15 protein-coding genes are annotated in these 19,053 nt (G+C 63.9%); 7 read left to right on the top strand and 8 right to left on the bottom strand.

All coding sequences use genetic code 11. From position 1 onward, the window contains the following. The first annotated feature begins 121 nt into the window (after positions 1 to 121). The 3 genes from BLV04_RS03195 to BLV04_RS03185 all read left to right on the top strand — a co-directional run bounded on the left by BLV04_RS03195 (position 122) and on the right by BLV04_RS03185 (position 2,570). Positions 122 to 472 (top strand): DUF2782 domain-containing protein, encoded by a 351-nt coding sequence (locus BLV04_RS03195; protein ID WP_093028094.1) that lies wholly within the window; start codon positions 122 to 124, stop codon positions 470 to 472. A 144-nt stretch (positions 473 to 616) separates the two neighbouring features. Next, positions 617 to 1,192: a TRAP transporter small permease subunit gene (locus tag BLV04_RS03190; RefSeq protein ID WP_093028092.1), complete on the top strand. Its 576-nt coding sequence runs from the start codon at positions 617 to 619 to the stop codon at positions 1,190 to 1,192. Beyond that, complete coding sequence (locus tag BLV04_RS03185) at positions 1,185 to 2,570, top strand: TRAP transporter large permease (RefSeq protein WP_175534469.1); 1,386 nt, start codon at positions 1,185 to 1,187, stop codon at positions 2,568 to 2,570. Before BLV04_RS03190 ends, BLV04_RS03185 begins: the two co-directional genes overlap by 8 nt. A 41-nt stretch (positions 2,571 to 2,611) precedes the next feature. Here BLV04_RS03185 and BLV04_RS03180 read toward each other — a convergent pair whose 3' ends face one another. The 6 genes from BLV04_RS03180 to BLV04_RS03155 form a co-directional block, all read right to left on the bottom strand. After that, positions 2,612 to 2,968, bottom strand: a complete 357-nt coding sequence (locus tag BLV04_RS03180; RefSeq protein WP_093028090.1) for a PilZ domain-containing protein — start codon at positions 2,966 to 2,968, stop codon at positions 2,612 to 2,614. Between the two features lie 115 nt (positions 2,969 to 3,083). After that, complete coding sequence (locus BLV04_RS03175; protein WP_093028088.1) at positions 3,084 to 3,788, bottom strand: glycosyltransferase family 2 protein; 705 nt, start codon at positions 3,786 to 3,788, stop codon at positions 3,084 to 3,086. A 501-nt stretch (positions 3,789 to 4,289) separates the two neighbouring features. Beyond that, positions 4,290 to 7,010 carry a DNA polymerase I gene (polA, locus tag BLV04_RS03170; RefSeq protein ID WP_093028086.1) on the bottom strand — a complete coding sequence of 907 codons (2,721 nt, stop codon included), beginning with the start codon at positions 7,008 to 7,010 and terminating at the stop codon, positions 4,290 to 4,292. Between the two features lie 179 nt (positions 7,011 to 7,189). Further along, positions 7,190 to 7,783: a hypothetical protein gene (locus tag BLV04_RS03165; protein WP_093028084.1), complete on the bottom strand. Its 594-nt coding sequence runs from the start codon at positions 7,781 to 7,783 to the stop codon at positions 7,190 to 7,192. 217 nt (positions 7,784 to 8,000) lie between these two features. Continuing rightward, positions 8,001 to 9,284 carry an NAD(P)/FAD-dependent oxidoreductase gene (locus tag BLV04_RS03160; RefSeq protein ID WP_093028082.1) on the bottom strand — a complete coding sequence of 428 codons (1,284 nt, stop codon included), beginning with the start codon at positions 9,282 to 9,284 and terminating at the stop codon, positions 8,001 to 8,003. 205 nt (positions 9,285 to 9,489) lie between these two features. After that, positions 9,490 to 10,080: a c-type cytochrome gene (locus BLV04_RS03155; protein ID WP_093028080.1), complete on the bottom strand. Its 591-nt coding sequence runs from the start codon at positions 10,078 to 10,080 to the stop codon at positions 9,490 to 9,492. Positions 10,081 to 10,511: 431 nt separating this feature from the next. Here BLV04_RS03155 and BLV04_RS03150 point away from each other — a divergent pair, with 431 nt between their 5' ends. Together BLV04_RS03150 and BLV04_RS03145 are read left to right on the top strand one after the other, a co-directional pair. Further along, entirely contained in the window at positions 10,512 to 12,032 is a 1,521-nt protein-coding gene (locus BLV04_RS03150; RefSeq protein ID WP_093028078.1) for a multiheme c-type cytochrome, read from the top strand. A 153-nt stretch (positions 12,033 to 12,185) separates the two neighbouring features. Next, positions 12,186 to 12,647, top strand: coding sequence for a tetratricopeptide repeat protein (locus BLV04_RS03145; protein ID WP_093028076.1), 462 nt, complete (start codon positions 12,186 to 12,188; stop codon positions 12,645 to 12,647). A 215-nt stretch (positions 12,648 to 12,862) separates the two neighbouring features. Here BLV04_RS03145 and BLV04_RS03140 read toward each other — a convergent pair whose 3' ends face one another. Continuing rightward, positions 12,863 to 15,124 carry a response regulator gene (locus BLV04_RS03140; RefSeq protein WP_217633648.1) on the bottom strand — a complete coding sequence of 754 codons (2,262 nt, stop codon included), beginning with the start codon at positions 15,122 to 15,124 and terminating at the stop codon, positions 12,863 to 12,865. A gap of 410 nt (positions 15,125 to 15,534) precedes the next feature. Between BLV04_RS03140 and BLV04_RS03135 the strand changes: the two genes are divergently transcribed. Beyond that, positions 15,535 to 16,977: a TldD/PmbA family protein gene (locus BLV04_RS03135; RefSeq protein ID WP_093028072.1), complete on the top strand. Its 1,443-nt coding sequence runs from the start codon at positions 15,535 to 15,537 to the stop codon at positions 16,975 to 16,977. After that, positions 16,974 to 18,293: a metallopeptidase TldD-related protein gene (locus BLV04_RS03130; protein WP_093028070.1), complete on the top strand. Its 1,320-nt coding sequence runs from the start codon at positions 16,974 to 16,976 to the stop codon at positions 18,291 to 18,293. The genes BLV04_RS03135 and BLV04_RS03130 overlap by 4 nt, the downstream gene beginning before the upstream one ends. A gap of 134 nt (positions 18,294 to 18,427) precedes the next feature. Here the strand turns inward: BLV04_RS03130 and BLV04_RS03125 are convergent, their stop codons facing one another. Continuing rightward, a complete protein-coding gene (locus BLV04_RS03125; RefSeq protein ID WP_093028068.1) occupies positions 18,428 to 18,961 on the bottom strand; it encodes an REP-associated tyrosine transposase in 534 nt (177 codons plus the stop codon). Positions 18,962 to 19,053 lie beyond the last annotated feature (92 nt).

Genomic DNA, 19,053 nt, shown 5'->3' with positions numbered 1-19,053 from the left:
TCCGGTTCGGGCCGACAAAGATACCCGATCGGCATCCTTCGAACGCATGTCCGGATGAGGTAATCCGGGTGCGTTCGTAATACCATGCAGGTCTTTCAATCGACGGTGAGATGGTGGTCCCGTGACGAAGACGATCCTGCTGACGATCCCGCTGATGCTTTGTCTCGGGATGGCGTATGCGCAAGACGAGGAACCGTCGGCTCCCGGCGACGGCTTTCTGGAGGCGCCGACGGTGATTCCATCGCCGATCACCGGCGAGCCGGTGGAGCCCGAGATCACCATCATCGAATCCGGCGACGATGTCATCTACGAGTACCGGATCCGCGGGGTGCTCTACATGGTCCGAATCCAACCCCAGTTCGGGCCGCCCTACTTTCTTTACGACACCAACGGCGACGGAATTCTGGACATGCAGGAGAATGCGGCGAACAACGTCTCGATCCCGCAGTGGGTTCTGTTCGAATGGAATTGAGGTCGGATCGAGTCGTGTTCGCCCCGAAGTGTCGAACTTAACTGCGCGGGCATGCGAGGTGCCGACGGCCGACGCCGTTCAGGCGGATCGGATGCATCGCCCGAGTGGCCTGTTTCTCGCTGAGCCCGACGCTTGGAGCCCCGTATGAAGAACGATCCCCGGCCGGGCGGTCGGGCGCGCCTGCTTAGTCTCGCCGATCGGATCGACGCCGTCGTCCGACAGATCGGCGAGTGGGCGACCTGGCTTTCGCTTGCCATGGTGTTGGTCACCTTCGCCGTAGTGCTGCTGCGCTACGCGTTCGACATCGGCTCGATTGCGCTGCAGGAGTCGGTGACCTACATGCATGCCGTCCTGTTTATGCTCGGCATCGCCTACACGCTGGGGCGCAACGGTCATGTGCGCGTGGATATCCTCTACGAGCGTTTCTCGCGTCGCGCGCGTGCTCGGGTGGATCTGGTCGGTACGCTCCTTCTGCTCATCCCGGTTTGTGTGTTGATCATCTGGCTGGGTTGGGCCTATGTCGCCGAGTCCTGGCGGGTGCAAGAGGCCTCGCGCGAGGCGGGCGGCATCCCGGCGGTTTACCTCCTGAAGACCCTGATCCTGATCATGCCGATCCTGCTGCTGGCTCAAGGTCTGTCGAACGCGCTACGCAATTGGCTCTTCCTGTCGGGAATGGAGGAGGCGCTGCCGCCCTCGGACGGAGGTGTGAGTCGTGCATGAACTGATGCCTGTCCTGCTGTTCGCCGGGGTCGTGGCCACCCTGCTGGCCGGATACCCGGTCGCCCTCTCGCTGGGCGGTACGGCTCTCGCGTTTGCCCTGGTCGGCGAGGTCTTCGGGCTGTTCGAGCCGGCGTTTCTCGAGGCGTTGCCCAATCGCCTCTACGGTGTTATGACCAACGAGACGTTGATCGCGGTGCCGCTCTTCGTCTTTATGGGCGTGATGCTCGAACGCTCGCGGGTCGCCGAAAGCCTGCTCGACACTATGGCGATGCTGTTCGGACCTCTACGCGGTGGACTCGGGATCTCGGTGACCCTGGTCGGCATGCTGCTGGCGGCGAGCACCGGCATCGTCGGGGCGACCGTCGTGACCATGGGGCTCTTGTCCCTGCCGATCATGATGCGCCGCGGTTATTCGCCGAGCTTGGCGGCCGGGACCATCTGTGCGTCCGGTACCCTGGGTCAGATCATCCCGCCCTCGATCGTTCTGGTGTTGCTCGGGGACGTGCTGTCGTCGGCCTATCAGCAGGCGCAATTGGAGATGGGTGTCTGGTCGCCGGAGACCGTGTCGGTCGGCGATCTCTTCGTCGGCGCCCTGGTGCCCGGGCTGATGCTGGTCGGCTTTTACATCCTCTACATCGTCGGCGTTGCGGTGTTTCGACCCGAGGCGGTGCCGGCGATGCCGCGCGAGGATCGTCCGGTCGACGGTGCCGCGCTGGCCTGGCGGGTCGTCTCGGTGCTGATCCCGCCACTCTTTCTGGTGGTGGCGGTCTTGGGGTCGATCCTGGGCGGGTTTGCGACACCCACGGAGGCGGCGTCGGTGGGCGCAGTCGGTGCGCTGATCCTGGCCGCGGCGCGCGGTCGGCTCACGGTCTCGACCATGCGCGAGGTGGTGCGTCAGACCACCATGGTGACCAGTATGGTGTTCTTGATCTTCATCGGTGCCGCGATCTTCTCCTTGGTCTTCCGCGGTTTCGGTGGCGACGACCTGGTCACCGAATTTCTCACCGGCTTGCCCGGCGGGGTCGTCGGCGCAGTGGCACTCGTGATGCTGGTCATGTTTCTGCTCGGATTCATCCTGGACTTCATCGAGATCACATTCGTGGTGGTCCCGATCGTGGGTCCCGTGTTGCTCGCGATGGGGCTGGATCCGGTCTGGCTCGGCGTGATGATGGCCGTCAATCTCCAAACCTCTTTTCTCACGCCGCCCTTCGGCTTTTCGCTGTTCTACCTGCGCGGGGTGGCGCCGCCCGGGATCACGACGGTCCACATCTATAAGGGCGTGGCGCCCTTTATCCTGATTCAGTTGATCGTCCTTGGCCTTCTCGCGCTCTGGCCCGCGCTGGCGACCTGGTTGCCCGGGGTGGTCTACGCGTCTTGATGCCTCTTCGAGAGGGCTGATCGGCGGCGGTGTTGTCCGGCTCAGCGTGCGCTCGATTGACGGCCGGTCGAGTCGATGGCCTGCGGGGGCGGCGGCCGGCGTGTCATGTCCCGTGTGAGTCCCCGGTAGAGGTCCGCTTGAGGATCCCGGAACATGACGCCGATGCCGGATCCGCGATGGTGGACCACGATGGCCGGGATCAGCCAATCCTTGCCGAGACACTCGAGCTCGAGCTCGACCAGAATACCGGTCGGAAGGGTAAGGTTGCTGACCTCGAGGAACATCCCCTGGTCGGACAGGTTGCAGGCGCGGGCGCAGATGAAGCGGCGCTTGCGGTAACGGATCGAGACCTGAAGGTCGATCGGGTGTCGGGCGCAGTAGCGGCGTTCGATGGTCATTAGACAGTCTCTCCCCTGATCATTGGCTTCGCGCGATAGTAGAGACTCGACTTGACGAATCGGTTGAAGTCGCGTGACGGAACGATGAATCTTGCCGAGGATGGAGCCGTCTTGGTCAGCCGTCGCGATGTTGCCAATAGCCCCAATCGTAGGTGCGATATTTCACGGGCATCAGATTCGTATAGAGCAGGATGCAGCGCGTGATCGAATGCCGAGTCTTGTTCCATCGGCTGCCTGCGATGCGTCGATGGTCGGTCGCGTGAACGACCAGATCCTTTCGAAACGACACCCGAAAACCCGCCCGCCGAAGACGCCAGACGACCTCCGAGTCCTCGTTGCAGGTCAATCTCAGGTCGAAACCGCCCACGCACGCGAGTGCATCCCGCCGTATCAGTAGATTGGAGCCCGATGCGGCCGGTATTCCGCAGGCGTGGCTCAGCGCTTGGGCGCGGGCGATGCGGTTGTAATAGGCGCGAAAGCGGTCTGTGGAGAGCTTCGGTCCGTAATACACCGCACTCTCGGAAAGGCACGCGAGCTTCTCGAAATAACCCGGCGGAAAGAGGATATCGGCATCGCTGAACAGCAGCCATTCGGTCCGTGCGAGATCGGCGCCCCGTTGTCTCGCTTGCGTGACGGATCCGGGTTCGCGCATGACGAGCGTGCGCTCGGGGCGCAGTGTCTCGATTAGGTCCGGTGTCTCGTCCCGGCTCGCATCCACCACGATGAGCCGGATCTGCGCGGGAACGGACGCCAGGAATTGCCGGATATTGTGGGCCTCGTCGCGCGTCGGAAGGATCAGTGTGATATCGGCCGGAAGCATTCCCGTTCATCCCGTCTCGCGCGGCAAAATAGCCGTCGAGCGAGTTTAAGGCGGAGTCATGTCAACCTGATGACGCGATATTCCCCGACCTGGAATCCGGAACTCGGTCGAGAGCGAGCCAAATGGACTCAAGGGGATGTCGGTCCGGAAACCCGGAAAAAGAACCCCCGGAGTTCTGGGGTCAGGACTCCGGGGTAATCGCTTCCCCGGCTTGGGGATGCCGGGATTTGGGGCTGCCCTCAGGGGGGATGGGCAACCCCGATGCGCTCGGCAAATACGACAGGGTGCACTTGAGTAAGTTCCTCGGATGTTTAAACCGCGCCCAGCGTGGTATGTGATGTTTTTGGATGGGACCGGCCCCGGCAGACTTGGCAATCGCTGGAGCCGGCGCGGTTTAAAATACTAAAATTTAATCTAAATCGCGCATCGCCACTCGTCCAGTGTAGAGCCAAGCCTTCGCGTATCCCCAACCGACACATATAACCCCGGGCGCGATTTCGATTAATGGGCCTCGTCCCAGTTCTCTCCCACCCCGATATCGACGACGAGCGGAACCGCCAGCTCCGCAGCGGATTCCATCGCAGAGCGAATTCTCTCGGCGGCCGCCTCGACTGCATCGGCGGTGATCTCGAACACCAGCTCGTCATGCACCTGCATGATCATCCGCACCGGCGGCCGCTCGGACTGGATCCAATGATCCGTCGCGATCATGGCGCGCTTGATGATGTCGGCGGCCGTGCCCTGCATTGGCGCGTTGATGGCGGTCCGCTCGGCGGCGGCGCGGCGACTCTGGTTGCTGTGCCCGATCTCGGCGAGATAAAGCCGGCGGCCAAACAGGGTCTCGACATAGCGGTCCTCGTGCGCTTGGGTGCGGGTGCGCTCCATGAAGTCCTTGACCCCGGGATAGCGCTGGAAGTAACGATCCACGTATTCCTGTGCCGCACCGCGCTCGATGCCGAGCTGCTTGGCGAGCCCGAAGGCGGACATGCCGTAGATGAGTCCGAAGTTGATCGCCTTGGCCGAGCGGCGCTGCTCCCCGGTGACCGCCTCGGGGGCGAGTCCAAGGATCTCGGCGGCGGTCGCGCGATGGATGTCGAGCCCGCTCGCGAAGGCCGCGAGCAGCCGTTCGTCGCCCGAGAGATGGGCCATGATGCGCAGCTCGATCTGGGAGTAGTCGGCGGCGAGCAGCCGGTTTCCCGGCTCGGCGACGAAGGCGCGGCGGATCCGGCGACCCTCGTCGGTGCGGATCGGGATGTTCTGCAGATTCGGATCGCTGGAGGAAAGCCGGCCGGTCGCGGCCACCGCCTGATGGTAGGAGGTGTGGACCCGCCCGGTATCCGGGTTGACCATCTGGCGGAGCTTGTCGGTGTAGGTGGATTTCAGCTTCGAGAGGCTGCGGTGTTGCAGAATCAGATCCGGCAGCGCATGGCCGTCGGCGGCGAGCTGTTCGAGCACCGACTCCGAGGTCGAGGGTGCACCGGTCGGTGTCTTGGCGACCACCGGCAGACCCAACTCCTCGAAAAAGATCGCGCCGATCTGCTTGGGCGAGCCCATGTTGAAGCGTCGCCCGGCCGTCTCGTAGGCTCGGATCTCGATCTCCTGGATGCGCTTGGCAAGCTCTGCGCTCTGCGCGGCGAGCAGATCCGGATCGATCCGCACGCCGTGGCGCTCCATGCGCGAGAGGATGGGGATCAGCGGGACCTCGATCTCCCGGTAGAGCGCGGCCATGCTCGGGATCGCCTCCAGACGGGGCCAGAGTGCGCGATGCAGGCGCAGGGTCACATCGGCGTCTTCGGCGGCGTAGTGTCCGGCCTGCTCCAGCGGGATCTGATCGAAGGTGAGCTGCTTGGCGCCCTTGCCGGCGATATCCTCGAAGTGGACGGTGTCGTGGTCCAGGTATTTCTTGGCCAGCGAGTCCATATCGTGGCGGGTCGCCGTGCTGTCGAGGACATAGCTCTCGAGCATGGTGTCGTGGGCGATGCCGCGCAGCTCTATGGCGTAACGGGCCAGGATGCTCATGTCGTACTTGAGGTTCTGGCCGACCTTGCGACGGTCGGGATCCTCAAGCAGGGGTTTCAGCCGTTCGAGCACCTTCAGGCGGTCCAGTTGATCCGGCGCGCCCGGGTAGACATGGGCGACCGGGACATAGGCGGCCGTTCCCGGCTCGACGGACACCGAGAGGCCGACCAGCTCCGCGCGCATGTAGTCGAGGTCGGTCGTTTCGGTATCGAAGGCGAACAGATCTGCGGACTCGAGCTTCGCGACCCAGGCATCGAAGGCGTCTCGGGTGAGGACCACCTCGTAGTCCTGGCTCGGCTTCGACCCCGTCGCTGTCTCGGCGTCGGCAGGCTGCGCGGCGTCGGTGTCCGCGTCTTTCAGGGTGGCGAGCAGGCGGCGCGACTCCAAGCGCTCGTACCAACCGCGCAGCGTCTCGCGATCCGGCGGGGCAGGGCGCAGATCCGCGGGCTCCAGGTCGAGCGCCACATCCCGCTTGATGGTCGTGAGCTCGCGCGACAGGGGCAATTGGTCCAGCACCGCGCGCAGATTCTCCCCGACCTTACCCGTGATCTTGTCCGCGTTGGCGATCACCCCGTCCAGATCCCCAAAGTCAGCGATCCACTTGGCCGCGGTCTTGGGGCCGCACTTGGGCACGCCGGGGATGTTGTCGACGCTGTCGCCCATCAGGGCCAGATAGTCGACGATGCGCTCGGGCGGCACGCCGAACTTCTCTTCGACACCCGCCGAATCCAGCACCGTATCCGTCATCGTATTCACCAGCGTGACATGCTCGCCGACGAGCTGCGCCATGTCCTTGTCCCCGGTCGACACCAGCGTCGGGATGCCCTGCGCAGCGGCGCGGGTCGCGAGCGTGCCGATCACGTCGTCGGCCTCCACGTCCGGGATCACCAGCAGCGGCAATCCCATCGCTCGGATCACCTCCTGCAGCGGCAGGATCTGCTCGCGCAGCTCGTCGGGCATGGCCGGTCGGTTGGCCTTGTATTCGGGATAGATAGAGTCGCGAAAGGTCTTGCCGGGCGCATCGAAGACCACGCCGATGTAGTCGGGTCGATGCTCGTCGATGAGCTTGCGCAGCATGCTGACGACACCCATCAGCGCTCCGGTCGCCTCGCCTTTGGAGTTGGTCAGTTTGGGCAGGGCGTGATAGGCGCGGAACAGATAGCCGGAGGCGTCGACCAGGATCAAAGGGTAGCGTGTCGCCATGGGGGTCTCGTCGGGGAGTCGGAGCGATGAGGCGAACGGTAGCACAGGAGCGCTCGTCCGGCCCTCGATCGGATACCGAACACCGCCCGGAAAACCGCCCACGCGGGTCGTCTCCGGTGTGTCGGGTCAACCTAAAAAGAGCAGTTGAACCGCAAAGAACACAGAGAACGCGAAGGCGTTTACTCCCGGCGTATGCCGACGGACAGACCACTGATCGCGGCGGCCTGCTCGGGCGGGACTTGAGCCTCGATGTGAAGGATGGCTCCCGGCTCGAGCCGCGGCCCGCGGGCCAGGCGGAAGACGAGGCTCTCGCTCGCGGTTCCGTCCGCGAGTCCGATCCGGGCGGCGACGGGCACGGGCGCGCCGGACGGAACCTGCCAAGGGGTCGGGTCGGGGATCGGAGCGACGACCTTGAGCAGGACGTCGAATCGCCCGGATCCTCGATCGAAGCTCTGATGCTTGACGTTGAACGGATCCCGGCTCAGCGCGGCATCGAAACTCCAGTGAATGTCGCCGGTCTTCGAGGGTGCGGAGGCGGAGCCTCCCGAGCTCGGCGCGGATCCCATGCGTTCGACACGTCGCTCCAGTTCCTCGACACGCTGCTCCAGCGCTCGAAGACTCGACGGGTCGACCTGTGGTGCGGTCGCCGGGTCAACCTCCGGACGAGTACTCGGCTGCGCATTCGCCACCGTCGACGGCCCGACCAGTGCAAGTCCGATCAGGCCGATCAGGGCAAGTTGGAGCGTCGACGGGCTTAGGTTTGCTGGAGTCATGATGTTCCCGCGAGCTGTCGCATCACTTAAACCTCGCTCGGTGCGGAATGCGTCGTTTGTTGGAGTGGTCTGGCCGTGCCAGCTCCGACGACTGTCTGAGCTGGTGCAGTTTAAGGTATTCAAAAATATTCAATTCTAAACCGCGTCTCACCGGGATCGAGGATATCTCCGAAGCCAAACGGACAATAAAAACAACGCATGTCGCTCCGGGCGCGGTTTAGGTGAACATGTCCGAGGTGATGTTGCGGAACCAGTCCAGCGCGAACTGTTGTTCGAGTGCGCGCGTTCGGGCATCCGCGTCGGCCGGCGAGACCCCGCCTGCTCCGGGTATGTCCACGATGCGCCCGTCTTCGAGCCGATAGACACCCGCGACCGAGATACCGTGCTCGGGCGCGATGATGCTGTAGCAGGTGTTGACATAGGACGGCGCGGGTGCGGCTTCGCCGTTGATCGCAGCGACGATGGCGGCAGCGCAGACCTTGCCCTGCGAGTTGGCAGAATAGCCGGATTTCGGCATTGCCCCGGCGATACAGGCATCGCCGATCACATGGATATCCTTGTGGATCGAAGACTCGAAGGTCCGCTGATCCACCGGGCACCAGCCCGATTCATTTGCAAGTCCGGCGGTTTGCGCGAGTGCGCCGGCCTTCTGGTGCGGGATCAGGTTGATCACGTCGCCCTTAAATTCCTCGAACGACCCCATCAAGGTGCGGGTCTCGGGGTCGATCGCCTCGATGATGCCGCCCTGCGCCCCCGAGACCCATTCGATCATGTCGCCGTAGTGCTCCTCCCAACCGGCCTGGAAGAGTGCCTGTTTGGAGAAGGCGTCCTTCGCGTCGAGGATCACGATCTTGGATTTGGGCTTATGGGTCGAGAAATAGTGCGCGACCTGTGCGGCGCGCTCGTAGGGGCCCGGCGGACAGCGAAATGGATTCGGCGGTGCCACGATATAGAAGACGCCGCCGTCCTCCATCGCTTCCAACTGTCTGCGCAGGATTTGGGTCTGCTTGCCGGCCTTCCAGGCGTGGGGGATCTTTTCGGCCACCGCCTCGGACATGCCTTCGATCGCCGCCCAGTCGTAATCCACGCCGGGCGAGACGATCAACTTGTCGTAGTTGTAGCGGTTGCCGCTCGCGCCTGTGACGAAGTGTTGTACCGGATCGATCTCGACGACGGTGTCCTGCATCACGGCGATCCCGCGACGGGTTAGGCCGCGATAGTCGAAGGTGAGGCTGGCCAGATCGCGCTCGCCGCCGAGCACCTCGTTGCTGAGCGGGCAGGAGACGTAGGCCGAGTCCTTTTCGATCAAGGTGACGCGGATCTCCGGGTCCGACATCTGCAGGTACTTGGCCGCGATGGTGCCGCCGTAACCGCCGCCGATCACGACCACACGGGCCTTCGGCGGCGTTGCGGCATGCACGGCGAGCGACGGCCCGCCAAGCACGGCGGCCGTGGACAGCAGGGAGGACTGCAGAAAGTTTCTACGGGTCAGCGTGTTCATCCTGTGGATCCTCTTAAACCGCGCCCGGCGCGGTATGCGATGTTCTTTCGATGGGATCGGCCCCGGCAGACTTGACCACCGCTGGAGTCTGCGCGGTTTAAAATATTAAAAAATATATCATTTTAAACCGCGTCCCCCGCTAAGGGCTGTGGATGCACTAAACGTCGAGCTCACTCGAAAACGAGCATCTCGCTCTGGACGCGGTTTACTTCTGACTTTCGTAGAAATGGGCCAGGGCCGCGATTTCCGCGTCCGAGAGATCCGCGACGCGGTTTCTCATCTTGCGCGGGTGGCAGCGCTCGCCGTCGCGACAGGCCTGCATGGCGTACTGCAGATAACCTGCCCATTGCCCTGCCATGCGCGGCGATTCCTTGTCCTGCGAGCGCCCGCCGTCCTGATGACAACTCTCGCAGTAGCGTTCGTGCAGGGCCGGTGCCTCGGCGAGTTGATCCGCAACGGCGACACGGTCGGTGGAGACCCAGGGCTGAGCGGCGTAAAAGCTCGCGATCGCGTTGATCTCCTGATCACCATAGCCCAGCATGATGCGACCCATGATGGTCGAGGGTCGCCGACCGGTCTTGTAGTCGGTGAGCACCTCGACGAGATAACCCTTGTCCAGCCCGCCGATGGTCGGCATGACCTCCCCGGCGCTCGCGCCGAGCGTGCCGTGACAGCCGGCGCAGGTGTTGGCGAGCATGCTCTCGGAGCGGATCTCCTCGGCATGGAGCGGCAGGCTCGGGAACGTCCCGATCAGGAGCCCGACGCACAGGGCGCGGCTCCAAGTGGGTCTTGGCATGGCACTCTCTCCTTTGGGTCGACAGGCCTCCGGGTTGCGACCGTCTGCAGGGTTGCGACCGGAGGATCATTGTTGTTTTCGCGGCACCTTGAACGACTCCCGAGGGCTCGGCCTTGATTCAAGTCAAGGCCGATCGGTTGGTTCCGGCACCCGACATCGGCCGTGCGGCGGCGGTCTCCCCAACGAAAATCCGAACAAACGCAGGGTCATTGACAAAGATCAATCATCCATCAACCGCCGGTGAAATTTGACTTGTATCAAGGCCGCCCGGAGATCCCCTCGGCATCGTCCGGGTCGATAGGGATGATTGCCAAGACCGATGAGCACCCGTGGTTTCTCGGCATGTCGGTCGATCAGGCGAGGGTCGTCAGCGCGAGAGCTCGCCGACTGGCCCAGGGACGGGGTCCATAACAAAGAATCCGGAGTGCACTATGAAGCAATATCCTCGCGGACCGAGTCCCGCGGGCCTCGATCGGGTCGGTCTCGTCCGATTGGGTTTCGCCATCGGGCTTCTCGCCCTTGCAACGACGGTCGATGCTGCGCGTCCAAGCGGGCAGGCCGGGGTCGATTGGGGCGATCCACGCGGTGAGGAGTGCGTGGATTGTCATATGACCGAGAACCCGGGTCTTTACTGGGAGTGGAACCACAGTGCGCACGGTCAGGCCGGCGTGAACTGTCTGGACTGCCATCAGCGCGAGGAGGGCGCGGTCGATGCCTTCAAGCACGAGGGCGAGTTCATCTCCATCGTGGTGACGCCGAAGAATTGCTCGACCTGTCACGAGACCGAGTTCCAAGAGATGGACGGCTCCCATCACGCCAAGGCCGGGCAGATCCTGGGCTCGCTCGACAATCTGCTCGGCGAGGTCATTGGTGGACCCGCCGCGGTCAACGCCGGCTGCAAGCAGTGTCACGGCGGCGAGTTGGAGTTCTACACCGAAGGCAAGAACAAGGGTCGCCCGACCCCGGGGACCTGGCCCAACACCGGTATCGGCCGGATCAACCCGGACGGCAGCCTCGGCTCCTGCACGGCCTGTCACGGTCGGCATCGCTTCTCGCGGGCTCAAGCGCGCACGCCCGATACCTGCGGCAAATGCCATGTCGGACCGGATCATCCTCAGATCGAGGTCTACAACGAATCCAAGCACGGCATCATCTACCGCGCCAAGGTCGACGAGATGAACCTCGACTCGCGTAAATGGGTCGCGGGCGTGGATTACTCGGCCGCACCCACCTGTGCGACCTGCCACATGAGCGCCGGCCCGGGGATCGGGGCGACGCACAACGTCGGCGAGCGCATTTCCTGGACCCTGCGTCCACCGATCTCGACCAAGATCAATCTGGTCAAGCTCGAAAACGGTCAGGAGTTCGACGTGCCCGAGGGTCAGCCGATCCCGGCCGTGGGCGACGAGGCGAAAGGCTCTACCGTCGTCGAGGTGCTGACCTGGAAGGACCGGCGCGCCAAGATGGAAAAGGTCTGCTTCGGCTGTCATGCCGAAAGCGTCGTGACCGGCCATTACAAGCAGTTCGACGACGTGGTCGACCTCTACAACGACAAGTTCGCCAAGCCGATCGCCGCCATGATGGATCGACTCAAGGAAGGCGGCTACATCACGGGTGCGCCCTTCGACGAGAAGATCGAGTGGACCTGGTGGGAGATCTGGCATCACGAGGGGCGTCGCGCGCGCCACGGTGCATCCATGAGCGGGCCGGACTACACCTGGTGGCACGGCATGTACGAGGTCGCCCAGCACACCTACTTCAAATGGATCCCGGAGCTCAAGGAGGTGGTGATCAAGAAGGACGGCAACGACGAGTTCGCGGTCGCCCTGCTGGAGGAATACTTCAAGCCCATCGACGGGCATGACTGGTACTTCAACGGCATGAGCAAGGATCAGCTCGAGGTGGTGCGCAAAGGCTTCGAGGCCCGCTATGGCGAGGGATCGTTGAAGTAAGGCGTCGAGTGCTCGGCTGTAGGGGCGAATGAATTCGCCCCTACAGGTGCAGGCGACGCCGTGCCCATCCCCGATCACCGATCATCCAAACCCCCTTCCAGTTCCAACCCTCCGCTCCCGAGTCCGGGAGTGCCCAGCACCCGAGAGCCACCCATGCGTTCGATTCCGATCGTCTTTCTTGTCCTGTTGCTGGCTTCCCCGGCGACGTTTGCCGCCGATGCCGATGCTTTGATCCGAGACGGCGAGGCGAAGATTCAGGCCGGCGAGCTCGATGCCGCCGTCACCGTTCTGCGCGAGGCCGTCGCGGCCGATCAGACCTCCGCCTTGGCCCGGTTGCGTCTCGGCGGGGCGCTCCTGATGAAGCAGGACTATTCGGGTGCCATCGAGCAGTTTCGCGAGACCGTGAGACTGGACCCGAACAGCGCGAATGCCTTCGTCGGGATGTCCGTGGCCTATCTGCACAGCGCGCGATACGACCTCGCCCGTGCCTCTCTGGACGAGGCGATCCGAATCGATCCGGACAAACGCAAGGAGGCGGAGCCTTTGCTGGCCTACATCGACAGGGCGTCTGCCCGCACCGATCCCGCATCGGGCGAACCGGCGCCGCAGCATTGAGCGATCGACGTTAGGGCGGCTCGATAAAACCGCGCCCAGTGCGGTATGCGATGCTTTTGGATGGGATCGGCCCCGGCAGTTTTTGACGACCGCTGGAGACGGCGCGGTTTAAAGCATTAAAAAATATATAACTTTAAACCGCGTCCCCGCTAAGGGCCGTGGATGCAACAAACGTCGAGCTCACTCGAAGGTGAGCATCTCGCTCTGGACGCGGTTTAAGCGGGACGCGGATCAAGCGGTTGTGCAGCGCTCCCTGCCGTCGGCAGATGAGCGATCGGTCCGACCACATGACCCGGTAGCCAGCGCAGCAGAACGGCCTCGAGCTCGGCGATCTGCGCGGGCTTGGAGATGAAGTCGTCCATCCCGGCGGCGGAGCAGTCCTCGCGATCGCGCTCGGAGACACCGGCGGTCATGGCGACGATGGGGATATGCTCGCCGTCGCCGCGCGCCTGCTCGGCTGCGCGGATGTGGCGCGTCGCCTCGTGTCCGCTGAGCCTCGGCATCTGAATATCCATGAGGATCAGATCGAACCGCGCTTGCGCGAGGGCCTCGATCGCCGCCTGACCGTCGGGCGCGATTCCGGGCTCGATGCCGAAACGGCGCAGCATCATGGTGACGACCTTCTGATTGACTGCATTGTCCTCGGCAACCAGAACCCGTGCGTCGAATCGTCGCGTCGGACGTTTCGCGGGCACGGGTACGATGCCGGCATCCGGTCGGGACATCCCCAAGACCTTGGCGGCTGCATCGTGGAGTAGGATCTCGCGGACCGGTTTGAGGAGGGTCACCTCGATGCCGACCCGACGCGCCTCGGGTCCCGGATAACCGAGCGAGCTGAGCATGATGAGCCGTGTCGCACCGAGCGCCTCGTCGCCCTTGATCCGATGCGCAAGCTCGATCCCGTCCATGCCCGGCATCTGCATGTCCAGAATCGCCAGCTCGAACGGCCGATCCTGCTCGAGTCCGCGCTGTAGCGCCTGCAAGGCTTGCGGTCCGTCTTCCGCGCACTCGGTTCGCGCGCCCCAGCGCGCGAGATGGTTCTCCAGGATCAGGCGGTTGGTCGCATTGTCGTCGACGATTAGTGTGCGAACGCCGTTGAGATCGGTTTCCTCCCAGGCTGGAGCCGAGGTTGCGGTTTTCAGGCTCAGCGTGAACCAGAACCGCGAGCCGACGGCCGGCGTGCTCTCCACACCGATCTCGCCGCCCATCAGCACGACAAGGCGTTTGGAGATGACCAGACCGAGTCCGGTACCGCCGAATCGGCGAGTCGTGGACGCGTCCGCTTGGGTAAAGGGACGAAACAGGGCTTCAATGGTCTGCGGATCGATCCCGATCCCGGTATCCGAGACCTCGAATCGAACCATCCAGCCGTCCGCGGTCTTGCGATCCAAAGCGACGCGGACCACCACCTCGCCGCGGTCGGTGAACTTCACGGCATTGCCCATCAGATTCATGAGGATCTGTCGGATGCGATAGGGATCGCCCACCAGCAGTCGGGGCACGTCCGGGTGAACGAAGCTCGCCACCTCGATTGGCCGCGCACGCGCGGCCGAGGCGACCAACCCGGAGATCTCCTCCACGGTGTTGCGCAGATCAAGCTCGATCTCCTGAAGATCGAGCTTGCCGGCTTCGATCTTGGAGAAATCCAGGATGTCGTTGATGACCGTGAGCAGCAGACCGCCCGATTTCTCGGCGGTGGTGATGAAGTCCTGCTGTTGGCGGGTGAGTTGGCTGTCGCGCAGCAGCTCGAGCATACCGAGGACGCCGTTCATCGGCGTGCGGATCTCGTGGCTCATCATCGCCAGGAACTCGCTTTTTGCCCGGTCTGCGGACATCGCCTCGTCGCGCGCGCGGGCCAGCGCGTCCATTTGTCGGCGGGTCTGGGTGAGGTCGCGCACGATCGCGGTAAAGACGCGGCTGGTGCCGACATCGACCCGGCTCATCGCCAGGTAGAGCGGGAAGCTCGTCGCATCCTTGCGCAGGCCCTCGAGCTCGCGGATCTCGGTCAGGGCATCCGCGTCGCCGAGCGTGCGCGCGTCGCGCATCCGCTCTTCGTACTCACGGCGATAAGGCTCGGCGAAGAGGATCGACATGGGTTTGCCGCGGATCTCGGAGGTGTCGTATCCGAACATGCGTTCGGCGACGCGGTTCATGGCGACCAGCCGGCCGGCCCCGTCGATATGAACGGCACCGTCGGCCATGTTGTCGACGATGGCTCGATTGCGCGCACGGCTTTCGGTCAAAAACGCGATCTCGCGTCTTGTCGCTCGACTTCTCAGGATCCACCAAAGGATCGATGTCGCCGCCGAGATCGCGACTGTGCCGAGCAGGAGCGCGGCATGCGTCGGTAGCCCCGTTCGAACGAGCTCGGACCAGAGCTCCGGATCCGACCCGAGCGCACGCGCCTGCGCGATCAAATCCCACAAGAGGACGCCGACGCTCGTCAGGGTCGCGCCGCCGATCAAGGCGAGTCCCAAGGCACCGATTCGAGCGCCGCGATGCGTGTTCGGACCCTGTCTTGGATCGGTGGAGCCTTGATCGGATCGCCGACGATTGAATTGAGCCATCATTCTCGACAGGGCAGTTGACGTGGAAAGCCGGCGGCCGGGCCCGAATGGTGCGGGACAGTCGTCCGAGACGTCGGGCTCCGCCCGAAATGGTATTCCCTGCTTGTCTAGGTCGGCGCAAGCCCCCGATCCCGTCGTCGCATCCAGGCGTCTCCTCATCTTGCCGTGCGGATGTTATCACCATCGGATGGGGGCGCATTGCAGCACTGTTGCCCCCGAGCTGCGGTGCGCACCCCGGGATTACTCGACGCACGGTTGACAGCGGGAGCGCCGCTCGACCAGAGTGCCCTTATTCGATTCTGAAACGACAGGATCTCCGTATGCAGCACCTTTGCGACATCGCCGAACGCTTCCTGAGCCAGGCGCCGGCCTGTGATTACTGGACCTTGCGTTTGGTCGAGGAAGAGCACGATCATTTGGAGGTTCGTCAGGGCGTGGTCGAGCCGAGTCGACTGACCTACACCTCCGGCGCCATGGTCACCCTCGTCAAAGACGGCGGAATCGGTTACGGCGCAACCAGCGATCTCAGCGCCGCCGGGCTGCGCGCTGCGGCCGAGCGGGCCGCGGGCTGGGCTCGGGTGCATGCCCGGCTCGGACTCTTCGAGGCCGGCATCTATCCGCGCAGCAGCACCCGCGCGGACTATCGCACGCCGGTCGAGGAGCCTTGGTCGACGCTGCCGATCGGCGAGAAGCTCGACATTCTGCAAGCCGCCAACGACGCCTTGGCGATCGACGATCGCATCGTGGATTGGTCGGCTTGGCTGGCGCGCCGCCGAGTGTCGCAGCTCCTGATTACGAGCGACGGCGGGCGTGTCTCGCAGGTTCTGGACTATGTGCATCCGGGCCTGGTCGCGGTGGCCAATGCAGGGAGCCAGACTCAGCGCAGGCATGGGGGCGGCTCCGACGGCTCGCAGCAGGGTGGTCTGGAGCGGATCGTTGCCGTGTGTCTGCTCGAGGAGGCCCCGCGCGTGGCGGAGGAGGCGCTTGCCCTCTTGGATGCCCCGGAATGTCCGACGGACACCCGCGATCTCGTCCTGCTGCCGAGCCAGATGGTGCTGCAGATCCACGAGAGCATCGGTCATCCATTGGAGCTCGACCGTATCTTGGGCGACGAGCGCAACTATGCCGGCACCAGCTTCGTCACGCCCGGCATGTTCGGTCGCTACCGCTATGGCTCGGAGCTGCTGAACGTGACCTTCGACCCGACCGTGCCGATGGAGCTGGTCTCGGGTGTCGCCGACGACGAGGGCGCGCCCGCCGTGCGTGAATATCTGATCCGTCGCGGCATCCTGGAGCGTCCGCTCGGCGGAGCCTTGTCCCAAGCGCGCGCCGGTCTACCCGGCACGGCCAACACACGTGCCAGCAGTTGGGATCGCCCGCCGATCGATCGCATGGGCAACATCAACTTGGAGCCGGGGGAGGGCAGTCTCGCCGATCTGATCGCGCAGGTGGAGCGGGGCATCCTGATGGACACCAACCGCTCCTGGTCGATCGACGACAGCCGCAACAAGTTCCAGTTCGGCTGCGAGCTGGGTCGGCTGATCGAAGACGGCGAGCTCAAAGGGTTGGTGCGCAACCCCGGCTATCGTGGCATCTCCGCAAGCTTCTGGCGCAGTCTCGACGGCGTGGGCGGCCCGGAGAGCCTGGAGATCCGCGGGGTGTGCAACTGCGGGAAGGGCGAACCCAATCAATCGGTCTACGTCGGTCACGCCACGCCGCCCTGCTTGTTTCGCGATGTCGCGGTCTTCGGAGGTGGCGAGTGAACGCCGATGCCTTTTTCGCCTTGGCCGATCATCTGAACGCCGAGCTGCACGGCGCCGAGATCCTCTTTTCCAACCTCTCGAACGAGTCTTCGGACTTCGTGCGACTCAACCGCAACCGGGTGCGTCAGGCCGGGCATGTTGGCGCGACCGCTCTGGACTTGACCCTGATCGAGGGCTCCAAACAGGTCGAGGGCGGCTGCGATTTGAGCGGCGATCCGACCGAGGATCAGGTCCGCGCACGGCGTCTGCTCGCCCGGCTGCGCGAGCGTTTGGCGCACGTGCCGGACGATCCCTATCTCAGCTATTCAGCCGAGCCGTCCGAGAGCGACCGGCGCAGCGACGCACGACTCCCGCCCGCCGCCGAGGCGATCGGCGCGCTCATCGAGTCCGCCGACGGGATGGACCTGGTCGGGATCTGGGCGAGCGGCGAGATCGCCGAGGGGCTCGCAAGCTCGATCGGGCATCGCCACTGGCATGCGAGTGCCAGCTTCAACCTGGATTGGAGTTGCTATCTGGAGGCGGACAAGGCGGTCAAATCCGCCTACAGCGGGTTCGACTGGGATCCGGCGATCCTGCGCGCCAAGCTCGAGGCGATGCGCGAGGGACTGCACATCATGTCACGCCCGGCACGCATCCTGGAGCCGGGGCGCTACCGGGCCTACCTGGCGCCGAGCGCCGTCGGCGAGCTGATGGGCATGCTCGCCTGGGGCGGGTTCGATCTCAAGAGCCACCGCACCCATCAAACACCGCTGCTCAAGATGACGCGCGGCAAGCGCAGCTTCGACCCGCGCATCGGGATCCACGAAGAGCACGACCGCGGTCTCGCTCCCCGCTTCACGGCCGAGGGCTTCCCGACCCCGCCGCGTGTCGCTCTGGTGGAAGGCGGTCGTTTCGCCGGATGTCTGGTCGACGCCCGTTCGGGCAAGGAATACGGCGAGCCGGTCAACGCCGCGAGCGATGCGCCCGGATCGCTCGGCCTGGATGCCGGGACGCTGGATGTTGCCGATGTTGCGGGCCAACTCGATACGGGGTTGTGGATCGGCAACCTCTGGTACTGCAACTGGTCCGATCCCAACGACTGCCGCGTCACCGGCATGACCCGCTTCGGTACCTACTGGGTCGAGGCCGGCGAGATCGTCGCCCCGGTGAAGGTCATGCGTTTCGACGACAGCCTCTACCACCTGCTCGGCGATCGTCTGGAGGGCCTGACGCGCGAGCGCGAGCTGCTCCTCTCCGCCGAGACCTACGACGGGCGCTCGACCGACAGCGCGCTCTTGCCCGGTGTGTTGGTGTCGGGGATCGACTTGACGCTGTGAGATGGCGATTCCCGCCATCCGCAGCCGTCGGTAGGACGCCGTCTCAAGAACCCTTTCAAATCGGCGTTTGACTCGTGACACCGCTGGGCGGTGTCACGCATCTCTTGGCGCTCCGCGCCACGATCGAGCTGGGTTCACCAATCCCTGAACACATCGACCAACCCCGCGCGCCCGGCATAGCAGCGCGCGCTCGACCAGCGCCAATGCTCCGGATCATCCACAAAACCCCGCTTCACCGGATTGTTGTGGATGTACTCCAGCTTCTGTCTCAACATCACTTTCCCCTCGATGCATTCCGGATGGGATCCCTCTTGCCAGAGCTGATACGAGCGATCGCTGCGTCTCGCCTTGAACGTGAACCCCATGCGATCCAGAAGCCGTCGTGTTCCCTGTTCCTCCAGCAGATCGATGAGCCTCCTTGCCGAGTAGGATTTGAAACGCTTCCAGACATCCGGCAGGTTGGGCGCCTGAGCCACCGCATGCAGGTGGTTTTCCAGCACGACGAAGCCATAGATTCGAAGCGCGGCATGTTCCTGCAGGTATGACCAAGAGTCGAACACCACTTGAGCGGTTTCGGGTCGAGTGAAAATGGGTAGCCATTCGACGACGGTACAGGTCAAGAAATGTGGGTGCTCCTCCGAGGCGAAACGGTAGCGTGTCCGAGCCATTGGTGCCCCGTTGAAATATTGTTTCGTGTTCTCTACTCGATCGTCTGCTTCGTTGTGAACCGCATCTTGACTCGCAGTGTTTCACCCTTCGA

Source organism: Thiocapsa roseopersicina, assembly GCF_900106925.1.
Taxonomy (GTDB): Bacteria; Pseudomonadota; Gammaproteobacteria; order Chromatiales; family Chromatiaceae; genus Thiocapsa; species Thiocapsa roseopersicina.
This window is presented reverse-complemented; position numbering and strand designations above follow the sequence as displayed.